This is a genomic window from Streptomyces sp. NPDC060198, from assembly GCF_042728415.1.
GTDB lineage: Bacteria > Actinomycetota > Actinomycetes > Streptomycetales > Streptomycetaceae > Streptomyces.
In genome coordinates this window covers 1-22584 of sequence record NZ_JBHWZJ010000092.1, presented here as the reverse complement: position 1 = coordinate 22584, position 22584 = coordinate 1, and the positions used below count along the sequence as shown (strand labels likewise).

The following is a 22584-nucleotide window of genomic DNA, read 5'->3' as shown; positions in this document are numbered from 1 at the left end:
GGGTTCGCCCCCCCCCGCCACCCCGCGGGGGGGGGGGGCGCCCCCCGGGCGGGGGCCCGGGGGTCCCGGGTCCCCCGGCCCGCCCCCCCCGGCACGGGCGGGGGCACCGCCCAGAACGCCGTGCCCCGGCGCCTCCTGACGCACGGTCGTGATCCGGAGCAGCACCTCCTCGCGCATGTCGCGCGGGGGAGTCGCGGAGACCGCGAGGGCGAGCCGGGACGCGGTGGCGGAGAGCTCCGCCACCTCCTGCGCGCAGGCACCGCATTCGGCCAAGTGACGCTCGAAGGCATGACGTTCGTCCTCGGGGAGGGCGTGCAGCGCGTACGCGCCGGTGAGCGTGTGCAGTTCCGCCGTGGTGCTCATGCGTTCACCCCCAGGCAGTCGCGCATCCGGATCAGACCGTCACGCAGCCGCGTCTTGATGGTTCCCAGCGGTGCGCCGAGGAGCTCGGCGACCTCGCTGTAGGTCAGGCCCCGGTAGTAGGCCAGGGTCACCGACTCGCGTTGCAGCTCGGACAGGGTCCGCAGACAGCGGCGGACCTGCTCGCGCTCCAGCCGGGACTCGACCTGCTCGGTGACCTCGTCGTACGCCGGTGTGCGGTCCAGCAGGGCGGCCCGGTGCTCACGCGCCGCGGACGCCTCCGCGGAGCGGACCCGGTCCACGGCCCGGTGATGGGCGAGCGTCAGGACCCAGTTCATGGCACTGCCGCGGGACGGCTGGTAGCGCGGCGCGGTCCGCCACACCTCCACCAGCACCTCCTGGGCGACCTCCTCGGACTGGGCGGGGTCGCGCAGGACGGTACGGATCAGGCCCAGGACCGGCCCGCAGACGGTGTCGTAGACCTGGGCGAAGGCGTCCTGGTCCCCCCGGGCGACCTGGACCAGGAGGTCCTGGAGATCGGGTCCGGCCGAGGGCACGGGGCCGATGTACACGGCTTCTTTCAACGCGGCTTCCTCCCAGGAAAGTCATGGACTCCCCACTGATTCGGAACCGCGGGCCGTTCGGATTGGTCGCCCGTGCGAAATGTCGGCCCTTCGGGTGATCGGTGCCTGCCGGGGCCGAAGCGGAACCGGTGCGGAAATCCTTCCACGGACCGCCGGCCGTTGGCGGGACGTCCGCGGGTCTCCGGACGCGAAGGAGCCCCGGCCGTCGTCCTGGGACGGCCGGGGCTCCCGCGGTGCAGCTCGGTCAGGCGGAGGCGGTGCCGCTCTCCTGCTCGCGCTCGACCTGCTCGTTCCACTCGCGCTTGACGGCGCGCCAGGCGTCGTCGTTCTGGCCGAGACGCCAGTAGCCCGAGATCGACAGCTGGTCCAGCGGGATCTGGCGCTCCACCCGCAGGTAGCGGCGGATCTCCTTGACGAAGCCCGCCTCGCCGTGGACGAACGCCTGCACCTCGCCCTCCGGGAAGTCCAGCCCCAGCACGGCGGCGGTGACCGGCTCGCCGACCGGGCGCTCGCCCCGGTGCAGCCAGTTCACCGACACCCCGGCGGGAACGGTCACCTTCTGTTCCTCCGAAGCGTCGGACACCTCGACGAAGACGTGGCCCCGGGCGTCGGCGGGCATCTGCTCCAGCGCCACGGCGATGGCCGGAATCGCGCTCTCGTCGCCCACCAGCAGGTGCCAGCCGGCCGTCTCCTGCGGGGCGTAGCCGCCGCCCGGACCGAGGAGCGTCATCCAGTCGCCGACGGAGGCCTTCGCGGCCCACGGACCGGCCAGACCCTCGTCGCCGTGCACCACGAAGTCGATCGCGAGCTCACGGGTGGCCGGGTCCCAGGAGCGCACGGTGTACGTACGCGTGGTCGGCCACAGCTCGCGCGGGTAGGACTCGCGGATCGCCGCCATGTCGAACGGGTGCGCGTAGTCGGCGCCCTCGGGTGCGAAGCAGAGCTTCACGTAATGATCGGCGAAGCCTTCGGTGTCGAAGGAGGCGAGGCCTTCGCCTCCCAGGACCACCCGCACCATGTGGGGGGTGATCTGTTCGGTGCGCACGACCTGCGCACCCTTGCCCTTGGGCGGTTGCCGCGTCGGACGCGCCACGTGGATCTCCCTGTGCTGGAACGGGCGGGACCCGGGGGACGGGGATGCGGCACCCGGGGGACCCGAAGAACTTAGGTCTACCTAAGCTAGCACCGCTCGGGTGGTCGGGGCGCGGCCGGTCCCGTAAGCAATGCGTGCGCGCGACGTGCTCCCGGGGCTTACCGCGCCCGTCCAGGCACCCGGACGGGCGCCTGCTGCCAGGAAACCACGGCTTCCTGTGGAAGGGCGGGAGGGTGGGCGGGCCCTTCAGGAGTGCAGCGCCGACAGGAGCCGTTGCAGCGCCCCGCGCAGACCCCACCGCTCGGCCAGCTCCGAGAGGGCCACCGGGTCGCGTGCCTCGCGGGGCAGCACCGGGTCGAACGCCGGCAGCGGTACGTCCCCGGCGACCCGCACCACCTTCGGCGCGACGGCGACGTAACCCCGGGCCTCGTCCAGCCGCCGGCGCTGCGAGGGCGTCAGCTTCGCCGCGGGGTCGTCCACGGCGGCCATGATGCCGGCGAGGTCCCCGTAGGCGTCCAGCAGCTTCGCGGCCGTCTTCTCGCCGATGCCGGGGACACCGGGGAGACCGTCGCTGGGGTCGCCGCGCAGCAGCGCCAGGTCGACGTAACCCCGGCCGTCCACGCCGTACTTCTCGCGCAGCACCGCCTCGTCGGTCACCTGGAGCGTGCCGACGCCCTTGATCGGGTACAGCACCCGGACCTCGCGCTCGTCGTCCACCAGCTGATAGAGGTCCCGGTCGCCGGTCACGATGTCCACCGGCCCCTTCGCCAGGCCGGTGAGCGTGCCGATGACGTCGTCCGCCTCGTACGGGGCGACGCCCACGCGGGCGATGCCCACCGCGTCCAGCACCGCCTCGATCACCGGGACCTGCGGGGCGAGGGTGTCCGGAGTCTCCTCCACGTCGGCCTGGCCCGCCGGGGTCTCCACCGCCACCCGGTGCGCCTTGTACGTGGGGATCAGCTCGACCCGCCAGGCCGGCCGCCAGTCCGCGTCCATGCAGGCCACCAGGTCGTCGGGGTGGTGGTCCTGGACCAGCCGGCCGATGAAGTCCAGCAGTCCGCGCACCGCGTTGACCGGGGTGCCGTCCGGTGCGCGCACCGAGTCCGGCACGCCGAAGTAGGCGCGGTAGTACAGGGAGGCGGTGTCGAGGAGCATCAGGCGTCGCGTCACCCCCCGATCATGCCCCACGGCACTGACACCGGCCCGGGCCGACGTACCCGTACCCGTCCTGGTTCCGGGCCGGCGAGTGACCCCGGTCACATCCGTGTTTGCTCCCCATAAGCGGGGGCAGGCGCGGCACCGGAGCGGATCACGTCCAAATTTCAACTTGTGTACGTGCCATGCGGGCAGACTCCGTGCCGCTCCACGGTCCGCCGGCGGGGGTGGTGGACCGTTTCCGGTTCAACCCGCGAGGTGTATGTGTCAAGGCTGCAGGCCGAACACCTGTACAAGGTGTTCGGCAGACGACCCGATCAGGCCGTGGAGAAACTCGAAGCCGGCGCGAGCCGTGACGAGCTGCGCGCCGACGGAACGACCGCAGCGGTGATCGACGCGTCGTTCACCGTGGAACCGGGGCAGATCTTCGTCGTGATGGGTCTCTCGGGCTCGGGCAAGTCCACGCTTCTGCGGATGCTCAACGGACTGCTGGACCCCACAGCCGGAAGCGTGCTCTTCGACGGCCAGGACCTGACCTCGCTGACTCCGCGCGAGCTCCGCCACGTCCGCTCGTCCAGGATCAGCATGGTCTTCCAGCACTTCGCGCTCTTCCCGCACCGCAGTGTGCTGGAGAACGCCGCGTACGGCCTGGAAGTGCAGGGCGTGGCCAAGGCCGAGCGCGAGAAGCGCGCCGCCGAGGCGCTGGAGCTGACCGGGCTCGGCGGCTGGGAGAAGTCCTGGCCCGACGAGCTGTCGGGCGGCATGCAGCAGCGCGTCGGGCTGGCCCGCGCGCTGGCCACCGACGCCGACCTGCTGCTGATGGACGAGTCCTTCAGCGCGCTGGACCCGCTGATCCGCAGGGACATGCAGGACCAGCTCCTGGAACTCCAGAAGCGCCTGAAGAAGACCATCGTCTTCATCACCCACGACCTCAACGAGGCCATGCGCCTCGGCGACAGCATCGCGGTGATGCGCAACGGCGAGATCGTCCAGCTCGGCACCGCCGAGGACATCCTCGTCACCCCGGCCAACGACTACGTCGCCTCCTTCACCCAGGACGTCGACCGCGCCCGGGTGCTGACCGCCGGCGCCATCATGGCCGAAGCGCACACCGTCATGGGCTCCACGACCGAGGACGGCACCGAACTGCGCACCCCGCAGGACGTGCTGGACGCGGCCCCGGCCACCGTCGCCGAGTCCACGCCGATCATCGAGCTCTTCACCCCGTGCGCGTCGAGCGGCACCCCGGTCGCCGTGACCGACGAGCGGGGCAGGCTCGTGGGGGTGGTCCCGCGCGAACGGCTCCTCGCCGTACTGGGCGAACCGATGAAGCCCGTCGCACCGATGCCCGCCGCCGAGGACACCGCGCCCGCCGCGAAGTCCGCCGGAGCGGACGACGCCGACACCGAGGGCCTCACCGCGAAGAAGGTGGCCCGTGTTTAGGCTTCCTCTCGGCGAATGGGTCAACTCCGCGGTCGACTGGCTGCAGGTCCACCTCGCCTGGCTCTTCGACGCCATCAGCTCGATCGTCAGCGGCATGTTCGACGGCATCGCCGCCGTCCTCTCCGCCCCCGCCCCGCTGCTCTTCGCGGGCATCGTCGCCGTCATCGCCTGGTGGCTGCGCGGACTGCCCGCAGGTGTCCTCGCGTTCGTCGGATTCGCCCTCATCGACTCCGTCGAGCTGTGGGACGAGGCGATGGACACCCTCACCCTGGTGCTCGTCGCCACCATCGTCACGCTGGTCCTGGCGGTCCCGCTCGGCATCTGGGCCTCCCGGTCCAAGAACGTCAGCGCGGTGACCCGGCCGGTGCTGGACTTCATGCAGACCATGCCCGCCATGGTCTATCTGATCCCCGGCGTGATCTTCTTCGGCGTCGGTGTCGTCCCGGGCATCATCGCCACCATCATCTTCGCGCTGCCTCCGGGCGTCCGGATGACCGAACTCGGCATCCGCCAGGTCGACGGCGAACTCGTCGAGGCGGCCGAGGCGTTCGGCACCACCTCCCGCAACACCCTGCTGCGCGTGCAGCTCCCGCTGGCGCTGCCCACGATCATGGCGGGCATCAACCAGGTCATCATGCTGGGCCTGTCCATGGTGGTCATCGCCGGCATGGTCGGCGGCGGTGGCCTCGGTGGGTCCGTCTACCGCGCCATCGGCAACGTCGACGTGGGCCTCGGCTTCGAGGCGGGCATCTCCATCGTCATCCTCGCCATGTACCTGGACCGGATGACGGGCGCGCTGGGGCGCGAGGTCTCCCCGCTGGGCCGCCGGGCGCTCGCCAAGGCCCAGGCCCTGGCCGGTGGCCCGAAGCTCTGGAACTACCGTCCGCAGGGCGCCGTCGCGCTCACCGGCGTGGTGATCCTCGCGCTCGTCGCCGGCGGCATGGGCGTCTTCGGCGGCGGGGGGTCCTCCGCCACCGCCGCGTCCTCCTCGTCCGTCGGCGCGGGCAAGAAGATCAGCATGGGGTACATCCCCTGGGACGAGGGCATCGCCTCCACGTACCTGTGGAAGGAGCTGCTGGAGCGTCAGGGCTTCGAGGTCGACGTCAAGCAGTACGAGGCCGGGGCGCTGTACACCGGCATGGCGAACGGCCAGATCGACTTCGAGACCGACTCCTGGCTTCCGGTCACCCACGCCAGCTACTGGAAGAAGTACCAGGACCGCCTGGACGACCTCGGTTCCTGGTACGGCCCCACCTCGCTGGAGCTGGCCGTCCCCAGCTACGTGAAGGACGTCAAGACCCTCGACGACCTCAAGGGCAAGGGCGCCTCGTTCAAGAACCGGATCGTCGGCATCGAGCCGAGCGCCGGTGAGTCGGCCCTCCTGAAGGACAAGATCCTGCCGGGCTACGGCCTGGACGGCGAGTACAAGGTGGTCGACGGCTCCACGCCCTCGATGCTGGCCGAGCTGAAGCGCGCGTACGCCAAGAAGGAACCGATCGTGGTTCCGCTCTGGTCGCCGCACTGGGCCTACGACCAGTACGACCTGACGAAGCTCAAGGACACCAAGAACCTCTGGGGCAAGGGCGACGGCGTCCACACGCTCTCCCGCAAGGGCTTCGCCTCCGACAACCCCGAGGCCGCGTCCTGGCTGAAGAACTTCTCGATGAGCGAGAAGCAGCTCACCAGCCTGGAGGCCGAGATCCAGAAGGCCGGCGCGGGCAAGGAGCAGGACGCCGTCCGCACCTGGCTGAAGGCCAATCCGGACGCCGCCGGGAAGTGGACCCCGTCGGCGAAGGCGTCCAAGGCCGCCGACGGCAAGGACGAGCGCGACCGCGCCCTGAACGTCGCCTGGTTCCCGTGGGAGGAGGACATCGCCGCCACCTACCTGTGGAAGGCGGTCCTGGAGCAGCGCGGCTACACCATCAACCTCAAGCAGTTCGAGGTCGGACCGATGTACGCGGCGATGTCGCGGGGCCAGATCGACGTCCAGTTCGACGGCTGGCTGCCGTACACGCAGGCGAACTACTGGAAGAAGTACAAGAACGACCTGACCGACGTCGGTTCCTGGTACGGCCCCACCTCCATCGAGATCGCGGTGCCCTCCTACGTCAAGGACGTGAAGACGCTCGCCGACCTCAAGGGCAAGTCCTCGCAGTTCAAGGGGCGCATCGTCGGCATCGAGCCCGGCACCGCCACCATGGAGAACCTGAAGAACGACGTGCTGCCGGCCTACGGCCTGGACAAGGAGTACGAGGTCGTCGACTCCTCCACCCCCGGCATGCTCGCCGAGCTGAAGCGGGCGTACGCGAAGAAGGAGCCCATCGCGGTCGTGCTCTGGACCCCGCACTGGGCGTACGACCAGTACGACCTCACCAAGCTGGCGGACCCGAAGAAGGGTTTCGGCACCGGTGACCGGCTGCACACGGTCGCGAGCAAGGAGTTCCCGGAGAACTACCCGCAGCTCACGAAGTGGTTCAAGGACTTCAAGCTGAGCGAGGACCAGCTCGCCGGACTGGAGAACGGCATCGCCAAGGCCGGTACCGGTCACGAGGAGGAAGCCGTGAAGTCCTGGATGGACGCCCATCCGTCCATCGTGGACACCATGGCGCCGCAGTAGTCACGAATCCGCGTCCGCGCAGGTCAGGGGTGGTCAACGCCGAAAGGCGGGGGCCACCCCCCGCGCGTTGCCGGAACTTCTCCTCGGTGAGGGAATCGCGCAACCATGTGCGTAAGGTGCTGGCAGCCGGGAGGATGGCCGGGCGGGAGGGAGCGGACATGGGCGAGAAGGACGAGAAGGAAGCACTGCGGGTGGGCGCCGCCGTGCGCCGGCGCCGAAGAACCCTGGGGCTCACGCTGGCCGCCGTGGCCGCGCGCAGCGGCCTCTCGGTGCCCTTCCTCAGCCAGATCGAGAACGAGCGGGCCCGGCCCAGCGCGCAGTCGCTCACCCGGGTCGCCGAGGCGCTGGAGACCACCACCGCCAAGCTGCGCGAGGCCGCCGACTCGGCGCGCGCCGTGGACGTGGTGCGCGGCGGCGACGAGGACGGTGCCCGCCGGGTGGTGCGCGGACGCCACCAGCTCAGCGCCCTGGAGTTCATCGGGGAGCAGGACCTCGGCCGCGAGTTCCAGCACCGCAACGACGAGCTCATGTACGTCGTCGAGGGCGCGGTCGAGGTGGAGGCGGAGGGCCAGGCCTACCGCCTGGACCGCGGCGACACGCTCTTCCTCTCCGGTGGGGTACGCCACCGCTGGCGGGCCACCCTGCCCGGCACCCGGCTGCTGGTCGTCGCGGTGGCCGAGCACATCGACGCCACCTACGACTCCCGCCGCTGAGGGGGCCGGGGCTACGGCTCGGTGCTCACGCCGTCACGGTGGGCCGCACCGGTGCGGGCGGCGCGAGGAGCGCGCCGCCGAGCAGCCCCCGTACGGTACGTGCCCCGGCCACCGCCCACGCGGCCACCAGGCACACGAAGAGCGCCTCGGCCAGCCAGCCGAAGGCGTGCAGCCCGGTGTGGCGGGCCAGACCCGCCGCCCCGGTGACACAGGTGCCGAGCGGGAAGGTGAAGCCCCACCACGTCATCGCGAAGCCCATCCCGGCCCGCAGTGCGCGCACGGTGAGGGCCGTCGAAAGGGCCAGCCAGAGCAGCGCGAAGCCCATGACCGGCACCCCGTAGAGCACCGCGAGCGCCCCGAGCCCGGTCGCGTACGGGGCGCCCACCGCGCCCGGCGCCACGTCGGCCAGCTGGTTCACGGCGGTGGTCGACTGGCCGAGCGGCCCCAGCACCAGGAAGAGCGTCGGCGTCAGCGCGAGGGGCAGCGGCCCGTGGTGCAGCAGCCGCGCCAGGACCAGGGGCAGCACGGCGAGGGTCGCCAGCAGCGTGAGCCCGAACATCGCATAGCAGCCGAGGAGCAGCGCCTCCCGTCCCTGGCCGGCCGGGAGATGCCGGATCAGCAGCGGGCCGAGCGAGGCGGAGACCAGGGGCGGGACCAGCGGCAGCAGCCACGCGGGGGCGGCGCTGCCGACGTCGATGCGGTGGCGCACCACCATCAGGTAGGGCACGGTCACCGCGACGGCCAGCCCCAGCACCGAGCCCGCCGTGTACAGCACCGCGTCGACCACGAGCGCGGCCCGCTCACCCAGCACCGGCGTTCCGGCCACCATCGTGGCGCCGCCCACCGAGAGCAGCGCCATCGGCAGACAGCCGAGGAACGGGGCGACCGCCGGGTCCAGCAGATGGGTCCGGGCCTGGTCCCGGTGATGGAGCCAGTGCCCGGTACGGGCGGTGAGCACGGCCACCAGCAGGACGGCGGAGAACGCCCAGACGACGGTGCACGCGCCGCGCAGCCCGGGGACGTCCACCGGGAGCGCCTCACCGGCGCTCGCGAGGATCGCGGTGCCCATCACCGTCGCGTACCAGTTCGGTCCGAAGTGCCGCAGCGACGGCATGCGCGGGGCGTCGGAGTGCGCGGCGTCAGAACCCGGGATGCCGGGACGCGTGATCGGCGGCCGGATCAGGGTCCGCTCATGGATGGCCATTACATGATTATCTCCCGCGCACACCACCCCACCAGACACTTCGTGTCTATGAGGTCATAAGCTGACGTTATGCCCCACCTCGCCGACGACCCCGCCCGTATGCCCTTGTCCCATCGAGTCCCCGACCTCGGGGCGCTGGAACTGCTGCTCTCCGTCGCCCGCCACGGCAGCCTCGGCCGCGCCGCCAAGGACCTCGGCATCAGCCAGCCCGCCGCCTCCGGCCGGGTCCGCACGATGGAACGGCAACTCGGGGTCGCCCTGCTCGACCGATCGCCCCGCGGCTCCACACTCACCGACGCGGGCGCGCTGGTCACCGACTGGGCCCGCCGGATCGTCGAGGCGGCCGAGGCCTTCGACGCGGGCGCCCAAGCACTCCGGGACCGGCGGGACTCCCGGCTGCGGGTCGCGGCCAGCATGACGATCGCCGAGTACCTCCTGCCGGGCTGGCTGATCGCACTGCGCGCCGAACGCCCCGACACCGCCGTCTCGCTGCTCGCAGGGAACTCCGAACAGGTGGCCCGCCGACTCCTCCTCGGTGAGGCCGACCTCGGATTCGTGGAGGGTCTCACCACTCCGGAGGGGCTCGACGGCACGGTCGTCGCCCACGACCGCCTGGTGGTCGTCGTCGCCCCCGTCCACCCCTGGGCCCGCCGCCGTACCCTTCTGACCCCGCAGGAGCTCGCCGCGACCCCGCTGATCCTCCGCGAGCGGGGCTCCGGCACCCGCCAGGTCCTGGACGCCGCCCTCGCCGGCCACGGCGGACTGGCCCAGCCGCTCCTCGAACTCTCCTCCACGACCGCCGTGAAGAGCGCGGCCGAGAGCGGCGCCGGACCGTGCGTCCTGAGCGAACTGGCCCTCGGCGAGGAACTCTCCGCCCGCCGACTGGTCCCCGTCCAGCTCGCCGGCGTACGCCTGCGGCGTCAGCTGCGGGCCGTCTGGCCCACCGGGCACCGCCCCGCCGGACCCGCCCGCGACCTGCTCTCGCTGACGGCGTGTACGGGCTGAGGGGCGGTGGGCGAACGGGCGTGGGGACGACCGGCCCGGCCGTCGTGGGCCGGTCGGACTACTGGTCCCGCCGGTGTACGACCGTCCCGGTGAGGGCCGCCGCCCCCAGGGCCCAGGCGGCGTAGACGATCCAGGCGCCGGTGGACGTCCATGGGTAGGGGACCGGCGGGGTGAAGGGGATCTCCATCAGGCGGTACCACGCGCTCATCGGGAGGGCGTGGTCGAGGACGGCCGACCAGCGGTGGTCCTCGTTGAAGAGGAAGGGTGCCGGCAGCAGGACGACGACGCCCGCCACGATCGACGTTCCGGCGTGCCGCAGCACGGCGCCGATCCCCATGCCGACCACGGCGCAGGACATGGCACTGCACGACATCCTCGCCGCGTGCGCGTCGTCGCCGCCGGGGACAGCCTCATCGCGCCCGGTGTCACCCGCCGTCTGATCGCCGAGTTCGCCGCCCGGCCTTTCTCCACGGCGGTATCGCCCGCCCCTGCGCGCCGCCTCGAAGGCATCACCGACCGCGAGCGTGAGGTACTCACCCTCATCGGCAGCGGCCTGACCAACGCCGAGATCGCCGAGAACCTGTGCATCAGCGGCGCCACCGCCAAGACGTACGTGACCCGCCTGCTCTCCAAACTCGACGCCCGCGACAGGGTGCAACTCGTCATCCTCGCCTACGAGGCGGAGCTGGTGACCGTCGGCCGCGAGTAGGGCGCTCCCGCCCGCGCGCCGTCCCGCTGGACTTCACGAGCCCGGGCCGGGGGGAGCCAACGCCGCCGGGCCGCCCGGCTCCTCCCCGCTCAGTGCCACCCCCGAGAGCCCGAGCCGCTCCGCGCCCTCGGCGAGCGAGGCGATCGTGCGCGCGGCCGCCCGGTAGCCGAGCCCGGCAGGAGGGTGGATGTTGGAGACGCAGTTGCGCTCCGCGTCCCGCCGCCCGGTCCGGGGCGCGTAGGTCAGGTAGACGCCGAGGCTGTCGGCGGCGCTGAGCCCGGGGCGTTCGCCGATGAGGACGAGCACCAGCCGGGCGTCCACCCGTTCCCCGATCTCGTCCCCGAGCGCCACCCGCGCCTGGGAGGCGAGGACCACCGGGACCGACTCGCGGCCCCCGCCGGCCCCGCCGCCCTCGCCGGTGAGCAGCGGCACCAGCTCGTCCAGCAACGGCAGCGCGTGGCGCTGTACCGCGGTGGCCGAGAGCCCGTCCGCGATCACCACCAGCGTCCCGCCGCCGGGCAGTCCCGCCAGACGCGGCCCGTCCTCCCGGTGCAGCCGCCGGCCCAGGTCCGGGCGGCGCAGATAGGCCGCGCGGTCCGGGGCGGCGCTGCGCACCTCGGCGACCGGATGGCCCGTGAGACCCGGCCGCAGAGCTGCGAAATCCACCGCCTGGTGCACCGCGTCCCGCGCCTGGGCGTGCGCCGCCTGGAACTCCAGCAGATGCCGCACCGGCAGCCCGTGGCCCGTCCGCCCGAGCCCCACCCGGGCCGGGGTGTGGAGCCGCAGCGGCTCCCAGGGATCGGGGCTCCGGCGCTCCTCGGGGCCCGTCACGCTTCCCCGATCATCGCGGCGAGTCCGGAGACCAGCGGACTGTGCGCGACGGGCGCCACCACTCGGCCCTCGGAGTCGTACATCCCCATCCGCTCCAGCCACGCCTCGAATTCCGGCGCGGGACGCAGTCCCAGCACCGACCGTACGTACAACGCGTCGTGGAAGGAGGTGGACTGGTAGTTCAGCATCACGTCGTCCGAGCCCGGGACGCCCATCACGAAGGTGCAGCCCGCCACGCCGAGCAGCGTGAGCAGGTTGTCCGTGTCGTCCTGGTCGGCCTCGGCGTGGTTGGTGTAGCAGACGTCGACGCCCATCGGCAGACCGAGCAGCTTGCCGCAGAAGTGGTCCTCCAGGCCCGCCCGGACGATCTGCTTGCCGTCGTAGAGGTACTCCGGGCCGATGAAGCCGACCACCGTGTTGACCAGCAGCGGACGGAACCGGCGGGCCACCGCGTAGGCGCGGGCCTCCAGCGTCTGCTGGTCGACGCCGTGGTGGGCGTCGGCGGAGAGCGCGCTGCCCTGACCGGTCTCGAAGTACATGACGTTGTCGCCCAGTTCGCCCCGGCCCAGCGAGAGCCCCGCGTCGTGTGCCTCCGCGAGCAGGGCCAGATCGATGCCGAACGCCCGGTTGGCGGCCTCGGTCCCGGCGACGGACTGGAAGACCAGGTCCACCGGTGCGCCCCGCTCGATCGCCTGGATCGTCCGGGTCACGTGGGTGAGGACGCAGGTCTGCGTCGGGATCGCGTACCGCTGCCGGATCTCGTCCGTCAGCCGCAGCAGATCCGTCACCGCGGCGAGGGAGTCGGACGCCGGGTTGATGCCGATGACCGCGTCCCCGCAGCCGTACAGCAGCCCGTCGAGTACCGATGCGGCGACGCCCCGGGGATCGTCCGTGGGGTGGTTGGGCTGGAGGCGCACCGACAGCCGCCCCGGCAGCCCGATCGTGTTCCGGAACCGGGTGACGACCGTGCACGCCCGGGCGACCTGGATCAGGTCCTGGTTGCGCATCAGCTTGCTCACCGCCGCGGCCATCTCCGGGGTGATCCCCGGTGCCAGCGCGGCGAGCACCTTTGGGGTCGCCCGGTAGGAGAGCAGCCAGTCGCGGAACTCGCCGACCGTCATCCCGGCGACCGGCGCGAACGCCCCGGTGTCGTGGGTGTCGACGATCAGCCGGGTGACCTCGTCGTCCTCGTAGGGCACCACCGGGTCTTCGAGGAAGGCCCGCAGCTCCACCTCGGCCAGCGCGATCCGGGCCGCCGTCCGCTCCGTGTCGCTCCGCGCCGCGACTCCCGCCAGCTCGTCCCCCGAACGCGCCGGCCCGGCCCGCCCGAGCAACTCCCGCAACCCGTCGAACCGGAAACCGGCCACCCCTACGGACGCCGTGTACTGGGGCATGGCCGCACTCCTTCACCGCCGCGGTCGAGATCCCGAGCCTGCCACAGCCGGGTGGACGCGGGCGGGCGGCTCGTCAGAGGAAGGTCTGCCCCTCGCCCCGGTACGTCGGTACGGTGGCGGTGATCCGGTCACCCTCGATCAGCTGCAACGCGTCGAACCGCTCGCACAGTTCGCCCGCCTTCGCGTGCCGGAACCACACCTTGTCACCGATCAGCAGATCGTCGGCGGCCGACCCCAGCAGCGGCGTCTGGACCTCGCCCGGCCCCTCCTGCGGGTCGTAGCGCAGCCCCTGCGGCAGATACGGGACGGGGAGCCGGTCCGCACCCGCCGCGCCCGACGCCGGATAGCCGCCGCCGAGCACCGTCACCACGCCCACCCCGGGCCTGCGGACGACGGGCTGCGCGAAGAGCGCCGCCGGACGGCCGGAGAACGACGTGTAGTTGTCGAAGAGCCGGGGGACGTACAGCCCCGAACCCGCCGCGATCTCCGTCACCGCGGACTCGGCGGCGGTGTGCTGCACACTGCCGGTGCCGCCACCGTTCACGAACTCCAGATCCGGCACCACCGCACGCACCGCGCGGACCACCTCGGCGCGGCGCACCACCAGTTCCCTACGGGCCGTCGCCTGCATCAGCCGGATCGCCCGGGACCGCAGCGGACGCCCGGAGACCGCGTCCCCGACTCCCGCGATGTGCCCCTCGTACGCCATCAGACCCACCAGGCGGAAGCCCGGACGCCGCGCCACCGACCGTGCGAGATCGGCGAGTTGGGCGGGGGAGCGCAGTGGCGAGCGCAGTGCTCCCACCCTGACCCGGCCGCCCAGCAGACGCAGCGAGGTGTCCAGCTCCAGGGCGACGCGGATCTCCTCGGTGCCACCCGCGCGCGACGCGTCGATCAGCTCCAGCTGCGCCGGGTCGTCCACCATCACCGTCACCGAGGCGGCGAGCTTCGGGTCCGCCGCAAGCTCGGCGAAGGCCGAACGGTCGGCGGAGGGGTAGGCGAGCAGCACGTCGTCGAAGCCCGCCCGGGCCAGCCAGAGCGACTCCGCCATGGTGAAGGACATGATCCCCGCGAAGCCAGGCCGGGCGAGCACCCGTTCCAGCAGGGCCCGGCAGCGGACGGACTTGCTCGCCACCCGGACCGGCTTCCCGCCGGCGCGGGCGACCAGGTCGTCCGCGTTGGCGTCGAAAGCCTCCAGGTCGACCACCGCGATCGGTGCGTCGAGATGGGCGGTGGCCCGGTCGTAACGGGCCCTGTCGGTGGCGCGCACAGTCATGTCGGCAGCTTGCCAGAGAGTCTTACCGATCGGTAAGGGGCTGCGGGAGAATCGCTGTTCCCGGTCTTCGCGTCCCGCAGGTCCCGGCGTTTCTGTGCCGCCCCGGGAACGGACGGCGCGAACGCGACGCCCGGACGGGCTCGTTCCCCGCGGCTCGCCCGCAGCCCGTAGAGTGACCGGCACGCGGCGACCGACGGGCTTGCCCGGGTGCGTGTTCCGCGAGCGGTGCGTACGCGAGGCGAACCAGGGGGACGGATGAGTACCGAGGCGCAGCACGCTCCCGTGCCGCCCCGCCCACCAGCTCCGCCCGGCGGATCCGCCCCGCCTGGCACCCCCGCCTCGCCTGGCACCCCCGCCGCGCCGGGCGTTCCCGCGGCTCCCGAGCCGTCCGTAGCCGCCGCGCCCGCGACCCCGCCCGCTCCACCTTCCCCGGTCGCGCCCCCTGCCGTACCGACCGCGCCTCCCGACGGACCGGCCGCCCCCGCCCCTTCGGTGCCCGCGCAGGGCGCCGCGCCCGCCGCCCCCACCGGGCAGGTCCCGTCCGAGACCACCAGGCGCCTGCGCCCGGGCCGTCCCGCGCCCCCCGCGCCGCAGTCCGCACCGCCGCCGTCCGCCTCCGCGCCGCAGTCCGCACCCGCGCCGCAGTCCGCCTTCGCGCCGCCGTCCGCCTCCGCGCCGCAGTCCGCCTTCGCGCCGCCGTCCGCACCCGCGGAGACCCCGGCCGAGACGACCACCCGGCTGCGGCCCGTCCCGGCCGGTTCTCCGCGTCCCGCGCCGCACGTCCCGGCGTCCCCGCCCCCGGCCGCTCCCGCCCGGCCCCCCGTCTCCCGGCCTTCCGCCGCCCCGCGCCCCGTTCCGCCGCCGCCCGCCACCTGGCGCAGGCCGGTCGGCGCGGTGGACCTCACCCCGCCGCCGGGCGCCCCGTACGGCGTACGGCAGCCCGGCGCGTACCCCGTACCGCCGCGCTACGGCTTCCCCGAGACGCCGATGGAGACGACGACCCGGCTGCGGCCGATCAAGCCGGAGCCCCGGCAACGGGCCAGGACCGCCGCGGCGGCCGCCTGTGTCGTGCTCGGGCTGGGCCTGATCGGCGGCGCGGCGGCCGGGTCCTGGCTCACCGACGACGCCTCGGCCTCGCCCGGTGGGGACAGCTCCTGGTCCACCGCCCGCAGCGCCTGGCACAGCCTCCCCGTCGACACGCTCTTCCCCCGGACCCTCCCGGGCAAGGGGACCGGACCGGGCGGTGCCGACCGGGTCTGGACCCGGCTCGGGGTGGCCGCCGACGGCGACTGCGCCGAGGCGCTCGATCCGCTGCTGGTCCGCGCCCTCGGCCCGGTCGGCTGCGCACGCGCGGTCCGCGCCACCTACACCGACGCGACGCGGTCCGGCGTCGTCACCGTCGGCATGGTCTTCACCGAGGCGGACGCCGAAGCGATGCGGGCGCTCGGCACCCGGTTCGCCGACCAGAAGCTCGGCGGGCGCAAGGACCTGATGCCCCGTACGTACCCCGTTGCGGGCACCGTCGCCGAGGGGTTCGGGGCCGCGCAGCGTGCCAGCTGGACGACGCACGTCCTCACCGAGGTGCCCGTACTCGTGTACGCGGTCTCCGGATTCGCGGACGGACGGGCCGTCCACGACCCGCAGCCCGCCGCCGTGGCCATGGCCCGGGGTGCCACCACCGCCGTCGCCGAGGCGGGCCTGGGCAACGACGCCGAGGGCGTGGCCGACGGGGTGGAACGCGCTCTGCGCGCGACGCTCGCCGACCTGACGGAGGAGAAGCCGCGATGAGCACCCGTCTCCCCGGCGCCCGCGTCCCCGCCGCCCGGTCCGCGGCCGCCCGGGCCCTCGCCGCAGTGTGCGCGGCCGGGCTGCTCGCGCTGCTGCCCGCCACCCCCGCCCGGGCCGATGCCATCCGCGACCAGCAGTGGGCCCTCGCCGCCCTCCACACCGACCAGGCCTGGCGGACCACCGAGGGCGAGGGCGTCACCGTCGCGGTGCTCGACACCGGAGTCGACGACACCCACCCCGACCTGGCCGGCGGGGTGCTCCCCGGTAAGGACCTCATCGGCTTCGGGGCGGGCCCCGGCGACAAGGCCTGGGCCCTGCACGGCACCGCCATGGCCGGCATCATCGCCGGGCACGGCAACGGCCCCGGCCAGAGCGACGGCGTCCTCGGCGTCGCCCCCGGGGCGAAGATCCTGCCGGTCCGGGTGATCCTCGAATCCTCCGACACCTCCCGGGCGAAGGCGCGCACGTCCCGGGGCACCGCCCTGGCCGACGGCATCCGCTGGGCCGCCGACCACGGCGCCGACGTCATCAACCTGTCGCTGGGCGACGACAGCAAGTCCGCCCACGCGGACGCCTCCGAGGACAACGCCATCCAGTACGCCCTCGCCAAGGGAGTCTCGGTCGTCGCCTCGGCGGGCAACAGCGGGGAGAAGGGGGACAGCACCTCCTACCCCGCGGCCTACCCCGGCGTCATCGCCGTCGCGGCCGTCGACAAGTACGGCACCCACGCGTCCTTCTCCACCCGGCACTGGTACGCCACCGTCAGCGCGCCCGGTGTCGACATCGTCGTCGCCAACCCGGACCGGCACTACTACATCGAGTGGGGCACCTCGGCCGCCGCGGCTTTCGTCTCCGGAGCCGTCGCCCTGGTCCGGGTCGCCCACCCCGACCTCACCCCGGCGCAGATCAAGACGCTCCTCGCGAAGACGGCCCGTGACGCACCGTCCGGTGGCCGGGACGACACCCACGGCTACGGCATCGTCGATCCGGCGGCGGCGATCGCGGCGGGCCGGGGCGCGGCCCTGGCGGACAACAAGGCCGCCGCCACCGGCTACGGCAAGAAGTACTTCGGCTCCGGTCCCGACCCCGAGTCGGGCGACGGCGGACCGGCCGCCTGGACCGCCCCCGCCGCAGGGGTCGCGGGTGTCCTGTTCCTGGTGGGCGCCGTCGTGCTGTGGCGCGGCAGGCACCGCCCGGCGCCCCGGTTCGGCTGACCGCGCCCGGGCGAAGGCCGCGAGGCCGCCCGGAGCCGCCGAGGCCGCCCGGAGCCGCCGAGGCCGCCCGGAGCCGCCGAGGCCGCCCGAAACCGCGCGGGCCCGTCCGGTCAGCCCGCCGAGGCGACGGCATCCACCGCCGCCTTCGCCGCCGCCTCGACCAGGCTGATGCCCGCCTGCTGGGTGGCGTGCCCGTCGCTGAGCACGGCCACCAGATACGTCCCTCCGCCCGACTCGACCCGCCCCACGCTGTTGATGTCCCACAACCCGGTGGTGGTCCGGGGCATCCAGCCGTTCTTCAGCAGCGCGTCGGTCCCCGCGGCGGAGACGCCCCAGCGCTGGTCGGCCTCCACCTGGCCCATCAGCTTCTGGACGTACGCCCGCGAGTCGGCCGACAGCGGGCCGCTCGCGTCGGATCCCTCGGCGAAGACCGCCTCCAGCAGCTTCACCTGGTCGGCCGCCGTGGTCAGGGTCAGCCCCCAGGCGTGGGAGGCGGTGGTACCGGTCAGTCCCAGCCGTTCGTTCGCCGCGTCGAGCGCGCTCTCACCACCGACCACCTGGAGAAGCCGCGTCGCCGAGGCGTTGTCGCTGTTCTCGATCATGGTGGCCGCCGAGGCCCGCTCACTCGCGGTCAGTTCTCGGCCCTCGTCCTGCGCGGTCAGCAGCAGAGCGGCCAGGATGTCCACCTTGACGATGCTGGCGGTGTCGAAAGTCTGCCCGGCGGTGCTCTCGTACGCGCCGCTCGCCCCGCTCCGCGTGTCCAGCACGGCCACCGAGAGCCGCGCGCCCCCGGCCACCGGCCGGACGGCCGCCGCCACAGCTGCGTCGTAGTCCACTTCGGGCTCCTCGCTCGCCGTCGCGGAGGGTGTACCCGCCCCGGCGGACGGAGCCCGCGACGAGGCCGAGGCTACCGAGGCCACGGGGTCGTCCGCGCCGTCCGCCGCGTGGCTCGTCAGATACGCGCCGCCCGCAGCCGTACCGGCCAGCACGACGATCGCGGTCACCGAGGCCGACATCACTGACCTGCGTATTCTCAGACGGGGCATGGCCGCACGCTAGGAAGTGCGTCTGAGAGGAGCCTGTGGTGAACCTGTCGTCCCGGTGAGAAAACGGACCCACTACGCTCGTCCCGTGGAGCTCAAGAACATCCCGGACCCCGGTTTCTCCGACGACGACGGCACCGCCGCCCCCGAGCTGACGGCGGCGCTCACCGCCTGGTCCGAGGACAGGTCGGCCGTCGGGCCGGTGCTCGCCGCTCTCCGCGACGCCCGGCTCCTGGTGCCCGTCGTCGCCGTTCTCGGCGAGGTCGAGGAGGACGAGAACGGGCTGCGCCGCGAGAAGACCAGCGACATGGCAGTCCCCACCCTCACGGCGGGGAACCGGCGCGCGCTGCCCGCCTTCACCTCCACCGCCTCCCTGGCACTCTGGGACCCGCAGGCACGCCCGGTAGCCGTGCCCCTCCATCAGGCGCTGCAGGCGGCCGCCCACGAGAAGGCGGACACGATCGTGCTGGACCTCGCCGGTCCCGTCGCCTTCGAGCTGTCCGGCTCCGCGCTGCGCGCCCTCGCCGAAGGCCGGACCGGTGCCGGCCCGCTGGACGACCCCGCCGTCGTCACGGCCGTACGGGACGTCGTCGCGGCCGAGCCCGCCGTGCTCCGCGCCCACCTGGGCCCCGGGAGCGCCGACGGCACCCTCGCGCTCGTCCTCGCCCCGGAATCGGTCCCCGCGGAGGCGGCTCGGCGAGTGGCCTCCGCGTTGTCCGCCAGCGAGGTGCTGCGCGCCAGGCTCGTACGGGGTCTCGACCTCGCCCTGCTGCCGGCCGACGCGCCCACCCCGGGCGAGCCGCTCTTCACCCGCTGATCGGGATCGGTGGCTGCCGAGCCGCCGAGCGCCGGCCACCGACCGCTCCCGCCGGACCAGGGCATGGTCCGCCCCGGCAGCCACCTCCGCCACCTGAACGGCTCAACGCGCGCGTCCGTCACTCCGCCCCGAAAATGGGCGAAGTGAACTAAATCCGGACGAACTTCGCGAGGTGGTTGTATGCAGACGCGGACGGTTGTCTCAGAGTTTCTGGGGACGCTGCTCCTGGTGTTCTTCGCCGTCGGTTCCGCGGTGCTCGCCGTCGACTTCATCGGGACGGTGGGCATCGCCCTCGCGTTCGGGTTCGTGCTGCTGGCGCTCGCCTACGCGCTCGGCCCGATCTCCGGCTGCCACGTGAACCCCGCGGTGACCCTCGGCATGCTGATGGCCCGGCGCATCGACGTCCGTACGGCGGTCACCTACTGGGTCGCCCAGTTCGTGGGCGCCATCGCGGGCGCGGCGCTGCTCTTCCTGCTGGCGAAGCAGGTCCCGGGACTGAAGACGCACGGCAAGTTCGGCAGCAACGGCTACGGCGACCGCTCGGAGGTCCACCTCAACCAGGGCGGGGCGTTCCTCGCCGAGGTGGTGCTGACCTTCCTGCTGGTCTTCGTCGTCCTGGCGGTGACCCACAAGGTCGCGGTGATCGGCTTCGACGGACTCCCCATCGGCCTGTCGCTCGCGGTGATCCACCTGGTGGGCATCCCGCTGACCGGCACGTCCGTCAACCCCGCCCGCAGTCTGGGGCCCGCCATCTTCGCCGGCGGCCCCGCGCTTTCGCAGCTCTGGCTGTTCATCGTGGCGCCACTCGTGGGCGGCGTCATCGCCGCGCTCGCCCACCGCCTGACGCACCCGGTCTCCGCACGCGCCGCCGAGGCGGGCGACGTTCCGGCCGACGAGGCGGGGACGGCCTGAGCCGAGTGACGGAAACCACCACGCGCGGCGTGCGGAGAGCGCCGGGCAGCACGGAGCCCGCCGTCCCCACGAGGGGAGGCGGGCTCGGTGCCGTGTTCTGCCGTCGCAGACCGGCGGCCGTCAGCCGTAGACGGGGCCGGTGTACTTCTCGCCCGGGCCGGTGCCCGGCTCGTCCGGTACGAGCGAGGCCTCGCGGAAGGCCAGCTGGAGCGACTTCAGCCCGTCGCGCAGCGGCGAGGCGTGGAAGGTGCTGATCTCGGTCGTGCTGGCGTCCAGCAGGCCGGCGAGGGCGTGCACGAGCTTGCGGGCCTCGTCGAGGTCCTTGTGCTCCTCGCCTTCCTCGGTCAGGCCGAGCTTCACGGCGGCGGCGCTCATCAGGTTGACCGCGACGGTCACGATCACCTCGACGGCGGGGACCTCCGCGATGTCGCGGGCCATGTCGTCGAAGCCGGGGTTCTCGGTGCTGGGGGCGTCACTCATGCCCCACACGATACGGCGGCTCCCGCATGGCCCCGCGCGCGGGAGCCGGGCCGGGGGTGCGAGGTGTCGTGAGGCACGGGATTAGCGTCACCGTCCGGCGGCTGCTAACCTTGTGTGACGACCGGCCGGACACCTATGTGCTCGGCCCACAAGTGGAGGCTCCGATCTCCCACCCAGTCGCCCTCAGGGCGGCGGGTCACCGGTCAGACGGCCACCATCGTTCCGTACGGACGATGGAGCCGTCCGATGCGCCCCGCGGATTTCACGCGGCGGTGTTCCGGTATTTCCAGGAGCCCCGCCTGTGTCCCGTCCGGGGCATTTTTCATATCCCGGCGCGGTTGGTCTGTCGAAACAGACGTTACGTGGCTGTCTGCCAGGCAGTCGCGTGGTGCTACCTAGGAGGATCCATCAGCGCCGAGCCCCGCATCAACGACAGGATTCGCGTTCCCGAGGTGCGACTTGTCGGACCCAGCGGCGAGCAGGTCGGGATTGTTCCGCTTGCCAAGGCCCTGGAGCTCGCACAGGAGTACGACCTCGACCTGGTCGAGGTGGCGGCAACCGCCCGCCCGCCCGTGTGCAAGCTCATGGACTACGGGAAGTTCAAGTACGAGTCGGCCATGAAGGCCCGTGAGGCGCGCAAGAACCAGGCGCACACGGTCATCAAGGAGATGAAGCTCCGGCCGAAGATCGACCCGCACGACTATGACACCAAGAAGGGTCACGTCGTCCGGTTCCTGAAGCAGGGCGACAAGGTCAAGATCACGATCATGTTCCGTGGTCGTGAGCAGTCCCGCCCGGAGCTCGGCTTCCGCCTGCTCCAGCGTCTCGCTTCGGACGTCGAGGAACTCGGCTTCATCGAGTCCAACCCCAAGCAGGACGGCCGGAACATGATCATGGTTCTGGGCCCGCACAAGAAGAAGACCGAAGCCATGGCGGAGGCCCGCGAGGCGCAGGCCGCCCGCAAGGCCGAGCGTCAGGGCGGCACTCAGGACGTCGAGTCCGAGGGCACGTCCGAGGCGCAGGCCGAAGCACCCGCCGAGGCTCCTGCCGAGGCACCCGTCGAGGCTTCGGCCGAGACACCTTCCGAGTCGTGACCTCGGGGCCGCCATCCAGGTGGCCCCCGGTCCTCCCGGAATCCACAGAGATCTGACGCCCCTGATCGCGCGGTGCCCGCACCGTGAGGGGCGCCACTGACGAGGAGATAACGGCGCGATGCCGAAGAACAAGACGCACAGCGGTACCAGCAAGCGCTTCAAGATCACCGGCTCCGGCAAGGTGCTCCGCGAGAAGGCGGGCAAGCGCCACCTCCTGGAGCACAAGTCGTCCAAGAAGACCCGCTCGCTGACCGGCACGGTCGTCGTGGCTCCGGCCGACGCCAAGAAGATCAAGAAGCTTCTCGGCAAGTGAGGTCAGGCCCCCGGTGAACCCGGGAGGCCGACCTCGATCGAACCGGGACCAATTCGTTTCCGGGCTGGGTGCGTCGACATCGTAACCACCAGCCCCGCTGCAAGGAGTTAAAAGTGGCACGCGTCAAGCGGGCAGTAAACGCCCACAAGAAGCGCCGGGCGATCCTCGAGGCCGCCAGCGGTTACCGCGGTCAGCGTTCGCGCCTGTACCGCAAGGCCAAGGAGCAGGTCACCCACTCCCTGGTCTACAACTACAACGACCGCAAGAAGCGCAAGGGCGACTTCCGTCAGCTCTGGATCCAGCGCATCAACGCCGCTGCCCGCCAGAACGGCATGACGTACAACCGCCTCATCCAGGGTCTGAAGGCCGCCAACATCGAGGTGGACCGCAAGATCCTCGCCGAGCTCGCGGTCAACGACGCCAACGCGTTCGCCGCCCTCATCGAGGTCGCGAAGAAGGCCCTTCCGGCCGACGTGAACGCCCCCAAGGCCGCCTGACCCAGGCGTACTTGAAGGTGCTTGACCCGGACCCGCAGGCGC

Annotated in this window: 22 protein-coding genes and 1 pseudogene; 12 read left to right on the top strand and 11 right to left on the bottom strand. The window is 72.5% G+C overall.

Annotation, left to right across the window (positions count from 1 at the left end; all coding sequences use genetic code 11):
• The 4 genes from ACFWEP_RS14530 to ACFWEP_RS14515 form a co-directional block, all read right to left on the bottom strand.
• Positions 1-363 (bottom strand): zf-HC2 domain-containing protein (locus tag ACFWEP_RS14530; RefSeq protein WP_387369993.1); only part of this gene is annotated, 363 nt, incomplete at its 3' end.
• On the bottom strand, positions 360-944 hold the full coding sequence (locus ACFWEP_RS14525) for a sigma-70 family RNA polymerase sigma factor (RefSeq protein WP_387369991.1): 585 nt from the start codon (positions 942-944) through the stop codon (positions 360-362). The genes ACFWEP_RS14530 and ACFWEP_RS14525, both read right to left, overlap by 4 nt.
• A gap of 244 nt (positions 945-1188) precedes the next feature.
• The gene (locus tag ACFWEP_RS14520; protein ID WP_387369989.1) at positions 1189-2037 is read right to left on the bottom strand and encodes a siderophore-interacting protein; all 849 of its coding nucleotides are present in this window, start codon (positions 2035-2037) and stop codon (positions 1189-1191) included.
• Between the two features lie 246 nt (positions 2038-2283).
• Positions 2284-3192, bottom strand: a complete 909-nt coding sequence (locus ACFWEP_RS14515) for a 5'-3' exonuclease H3TH domain-containing protein (protein ID WP_387369995.1) — start codon at positions 3190-3192, stop codon at positions 2284-2286.
• Between the two features lie 264 nt (positions 3193-3456).
• On the opposite strand from ACFWEP_RS14515, the gene ACFWEP_RS14510 reads away from it, so the two are divergent.
• The 3 genes from ACFWEP_RS14510 to ACFWEP_RS14500 all read left to right on the top strand — a co-directional run bounded on the left by ACFWEP_RS14510 (position 3457) and on the right by ACFWEP_RS14500 (position 7965).
• Positions 3457-4635 carry a glycine betaine/L-proline ABC transporter ATP-binding protein gene (locus ACFWEP_RS14510; protein WP_387369987.1) on the top strand — a complete coding sequence of 393 codons (1179 nt, stop codon included), beginning with the start codon at positions 3457-3459 and terminating at the stop codon, positions 4633-4635.
• The gene (locus ACFWEP_RS14505) at positions 4628-7252 is read left to right on the top strand and encodes an ABC transporter permease/substrate binding protein (RefSeq protein WP_387369985.1); all 2625 of its coding nucleotides are present in this window, start codon (positions 4628-4630) and stop codon (positions 7250-7252) included. Before ACFWEP_RS14510 ends, ACFWEP_RS14505 begins: the two co-directional genes overlap by 8 nt.
• Positions 7253-7410: 158 nt before the next feature.
• Positions 7411-7965, top strand: coding sequence for a helix-turn-helix domain-containing protein (locus ACFWEP_RS14500; RefSeq protein WP_387369983.1), 555 nt, complete (start codon positions 7411-7413; stop codon positions 7963-7965).
• 25 nt (positions 7966-7990) lie between these two features.
• Here the strand turns inward: ACFWEP_RS14500 and ACFWEP_RS14495 are convergent, their stop codons facing one another.
• Positions 7991-9169, bottom strand: coding sequence for a TDT family transporter (locus ACFWEP_RS14495; protein WP_387369981.1), 1179 nt, complete (start codon positions 9167-9169; stop codon positions 7991-7993).
• 69 nt (positions 9170-9238) lie between these two features.
• Here ACFWEP_RS14495 and ACFWEP_RS14490 point away from each other — a divergent pair, with 69 nt between their 5' ends.
• Positions 9239-10174 (top strand): LysR family transcriptional regulator, encoded by a 936-nt coding sequence (locus ACFWEP_RS14490; protein ID WP_387369979.1) that lies wholly within the window; start codon positions 9239-9241, stop codon positions 10172-10174.
• A 58-nt stretch (positions 10175-10232) separates the two neighbouring features.
• Here ACFWEP_RS14490 and ACFWEP_RS14485 read toward each other — a convergent pair whose 3' ends face one another.
• On the bottom strand, positions 10233-10532 hold the full coding sequence (locus tag ACFWEP_RS14485) for a hypothetical protein (protein WP_387369977.1): 300 nt from the start codon (positions 10530-10532) through the stop codon (positions 10233-10235).
• On the opposite strand from ACFWEP_RS14485, the pseudogene ACFWEP_RS14480 reads away from it, so the two are divergent.
• Positions 10525-10883: pseudogene (locus tag ACFWEP_RS14480) on the top strand (response regulator transcription factor); the annotation flags it as partial. The gene ACFWEP_RS14485 and the pseudogene ACFWEP_RS14480 sit on opposite strands and share 8 nt — an antisense overlap.
• Before the next feature lie 33 nt (positions 10884-10916).
• Here the strand turns inward: ACFWEP_RS14480 and eutC are convergent.
• The 3 genes from eutC to ACFWEP_RS14465 all read right to left on the bottom strand — a co-directional run bounded on the left by eutC (position 10917) and on the right by ACFWEP_RS14465 (position 14384).
• Positions 10917-11714 carry an ethanolamine ammonia-lyase subunit EutC gene (gene eutC / locus ACFWEP_RS14475; RefSeq protein ID WP_387369975.1) on the bottom strand — a complete coding sequence of 266 codons (798 nt, stop codon included), beginning with the start codon at positions 11712-11714 and terminating at the stop codon, positions 10917-10919.
• Positions 11711-13108 carry an ethanolamine ammonia-lyase subunit EutB gene (locus ACFWEP_RS14470; RefSeq protein ID WP_387369973.1) on the bottom strand — a complete coding sequence of 466 codons (1398 nt, stop codon included), beginning with the start codon at positions 13106-13108 and terminating at the stop codon, positions 11711-11713. The genes eutC and ACFWEP_RS14470 overlap by 4 nt, the downstream gene beginning before the upstream one ends.
• A 73-nt stretch (positions 13109-13181) precedes the next feature.
• Complete coding sequence (locus tag ACFWEP_RS14465; protein WP_387369971.1) at positions 13182-14384, bottom strand: amino acid deaminase/aldolase; 1203 nt, start codon at positions 14382-14384, stop codon at positions 13182-13184.
• Between the two features lie 492 nt (positions 14385-14876).
• On the opposite strand from ACFWEP_RS14465, the gene ACFWEP_RS14460 reads away from it, so the two are divergent.
• Together ACFWEP_RS14460 and mycP are read left to right on the top strand one after the other, a co-directional pair.
• On the top strand, positions 14877-16172 hold the full coding sequence (locus ACFWEP_RS14460; protein ID WP_387369969.1) for a hypothetical protein: 1296 nt from the start codon (positions 14877-14879) through the stop codon (positions 16170-16172).
• Positions 16169-17386, top strand: a complete 1218-nt coding sequence (gene mycP, locus ACFWEP_RS14455) for a type VII secretion-associated serine protease mycosin (RefSeq protein WP_387369967.1) — start codon at positions 16169-16171, stop codon at positions 17384-17386. The genes ACFWEP_RS14460 and mycP overlap by 4 nt, the downstream gene beginning before the upstream one ends.
• Before the next feature lie 110 nt (positions 17387-17496).
• On the opposite strand, the gene ACFWEP_RS14450 is transcribed toward mycP, so the two are convergent.
• Positions 17497-18432 carry a serine hydrolase gene (locus ACFWEP_RS14450; protein WP_387369965.1) on the bottom strand — a complete coding sequence of 312 codons (936 nt, stop codon included), beginning with the start codon at positions 18430-18432 and terminating at the stop codon, positions 17497-17499.
• Positions 18433-18517: 85 nt separating this feature from the next.
• Here ACFWEP_RS14450 and ACFWEP_RS14445 point away from each other — a divergent pair, with 85 nt between their 5' ends.
• Together ACFWEP_RS14445 and ACFWEP_RS14440 are read left to right on the top strand one after the other, a co-directional pair.
• Entirely contained in the window at positions 18518-19246 is a 729-nt protein-coding gene (locus tag ACFWEP_RS14445; protein WP_387369963.1) for an SseB family protein, read from the top strand.
• A 180-nt stretch (positions 19247-19426) separates the two neighbouring features.
• Complete coding sequence (locus ACFWEP_RS14440; RefSeq protein ID WP_387369961.1) at positions 19427-20158, top strand: MIP family channel protein; 732 nt, start codon at positions 19427-19429, stop codon at positions 20156-20158.
• A gap of 120 nt (positions 20159-20278) precedes the next feature.
• On the opposite strand, the gene ACFWEP_RS14435 is transcribed toward ACFWEP_RS14440, so the two are convergent.
• Positions 20279-20638 (bottom strand): DUF1844 domain-containing protein, encoded by a 360-nt coding sequence (locus tag ACFWEP_RS14435; RefSeq protein WP_328722658.1) that lies wholly within the window; start codon positions 20636-20638, stop codon positions 20279-20281.
• A gap of 362 nt (positions 20639-21000) precedes the next feature.
• Here ACFWEP_RS14435 and infC point away from each other — a divergent pair, with 362 nt between their 5' ends.
• The 3 genes from infC (at position 21001) to rplT (ending at position 22542) form a co-directional block, all read left to right on the top strand.
• Positions 21001-21732, top strand: a complete 732-nt coding sequence (gene infC, locus ACFWEP_RS14430) for a translation initiation factor IF-3 (protein ID WP_387369958.1) — start codon at positions 21001-21003, stop codon at positions 21730-21732.
• Positions 21733-21850: 118 nt separating this feature from the next.
• A complete protein-coding gene (gene rpmI / locus ACFWEP_RS14425; protein WP_266702544.1) occupies positions 21851-22045 on the top strand; it encodes a 50S ribosomal protein L35 in 195 nt (64 codons plus the stop codon).
• A 113-nt stretch (positions 22046-22158) separates the two neighbouring features.
• Positions 22159-22542, top strand: coding sequence for a 50S ribosomal protein L20 (rplT, locus tag ACFWEP_RS14420; RefSeq protein WP_275495100.1), 384 nt, complete (start codon positions 22159-22161; stop codon positions 22540-22542).
• Positions 22543-22584: the final 42 nt, after the last annotated feature.

What these genes read in the sequence shown, in the direction of transcription:
- ACFWEP_RS14515 (WP_387369995.1), bottom strand. Translation starts at nt 3,192, where the DNA reads ATGCTCCTCGACACCGCCTCCCTGTACTACCGCGCCTACTTCGGCGTG.
- ACFWEP_RS14500 (WP_387369983.1), top strand. Translation starts at nt 7,411, where the DNA reads ATGGGCGAGAAGGACGAGAAGGAAGCACTGCGGGTGGGCGCCGCCGTG.
- ACFWEP_RS14495 (WP_387369981.1), bottom strand. Translation starts at nt 9,169, where the DNA reads ATGGCCATCCATGAGCGGACCCTGATCCGGCCGCCGATCACGCGTCCC.
- ACFWEP_RS14490 (WP_387369979.1), top strand. Translation starts at nt 9,239, where the DNA reads ATGCCCCACCTCGCCGACGACCCCGCCCGTATGCCCTTGTCCCATCGA.
- ACFWEP_RS14485 (WP_387369977.1), bottom strand. Translation starts at nt 10,532, where the DNA reads ATGTCCTGCGCCGTGGTCGGCATGGGGATCGGCGCCGTGCTGCGGCAC.
- ACFWEP_RS14470 (WP_387369973.1), bottom strand. Translation starts at nt 13,108, where the DNA reads ATGCCCCAGTACACGGCGTCCGTAGGGGTGGCCGGTTTCCGGTTCGAC.
- ACFWEP_RS14465 (WP_387369971.1), bottom strand. Translation starts at nt 14,384, where the DNA reads ATGACTGTGCGCGCCACCGACAGGGCCCGTTACGACCGGGCCACCGCC.
- mycP (WP_387369967.1), top strand. Translation starts at nt 16,169, where the DNA reads ATGAGCACCCGTCTCCCCGGCGCCCGCGTCCCCGCCGCCCGGTCCGCG.
- ACFWEP_RS14450 (WP_387369965.1), bottom strand. Translation starts at nt 18,432, where the DNA reads ATGCCCCGTCTGAGAATACGCAGGTCAGTGATGTCGGCCTCGGTGACC.
- ACFWEP_RS14440 (WP_387369961.1), top strand. Translation starts at nt 19,427, where the DNA reads ATGCAGACGCGGACGGTTGTCTCAGAGTTTCTGGGGACGCTGCTCCTG.
- ACFWEP_RS14435 (WP_328722658.1), bottom strand. Translation starts at nt 20,638, where the DNA reads ATGAGTGACGCCCCCAGCACCGAGAACCCCGGCTTCGACGACATGGCC.
- rpmI (WP_266702544.1), top strand. Translation starts at nt 21,851, where the DNA reads ATGCCGAAGAACAAGACGCACAGCGGTACCAGCAAGCGCTTCAAGATC.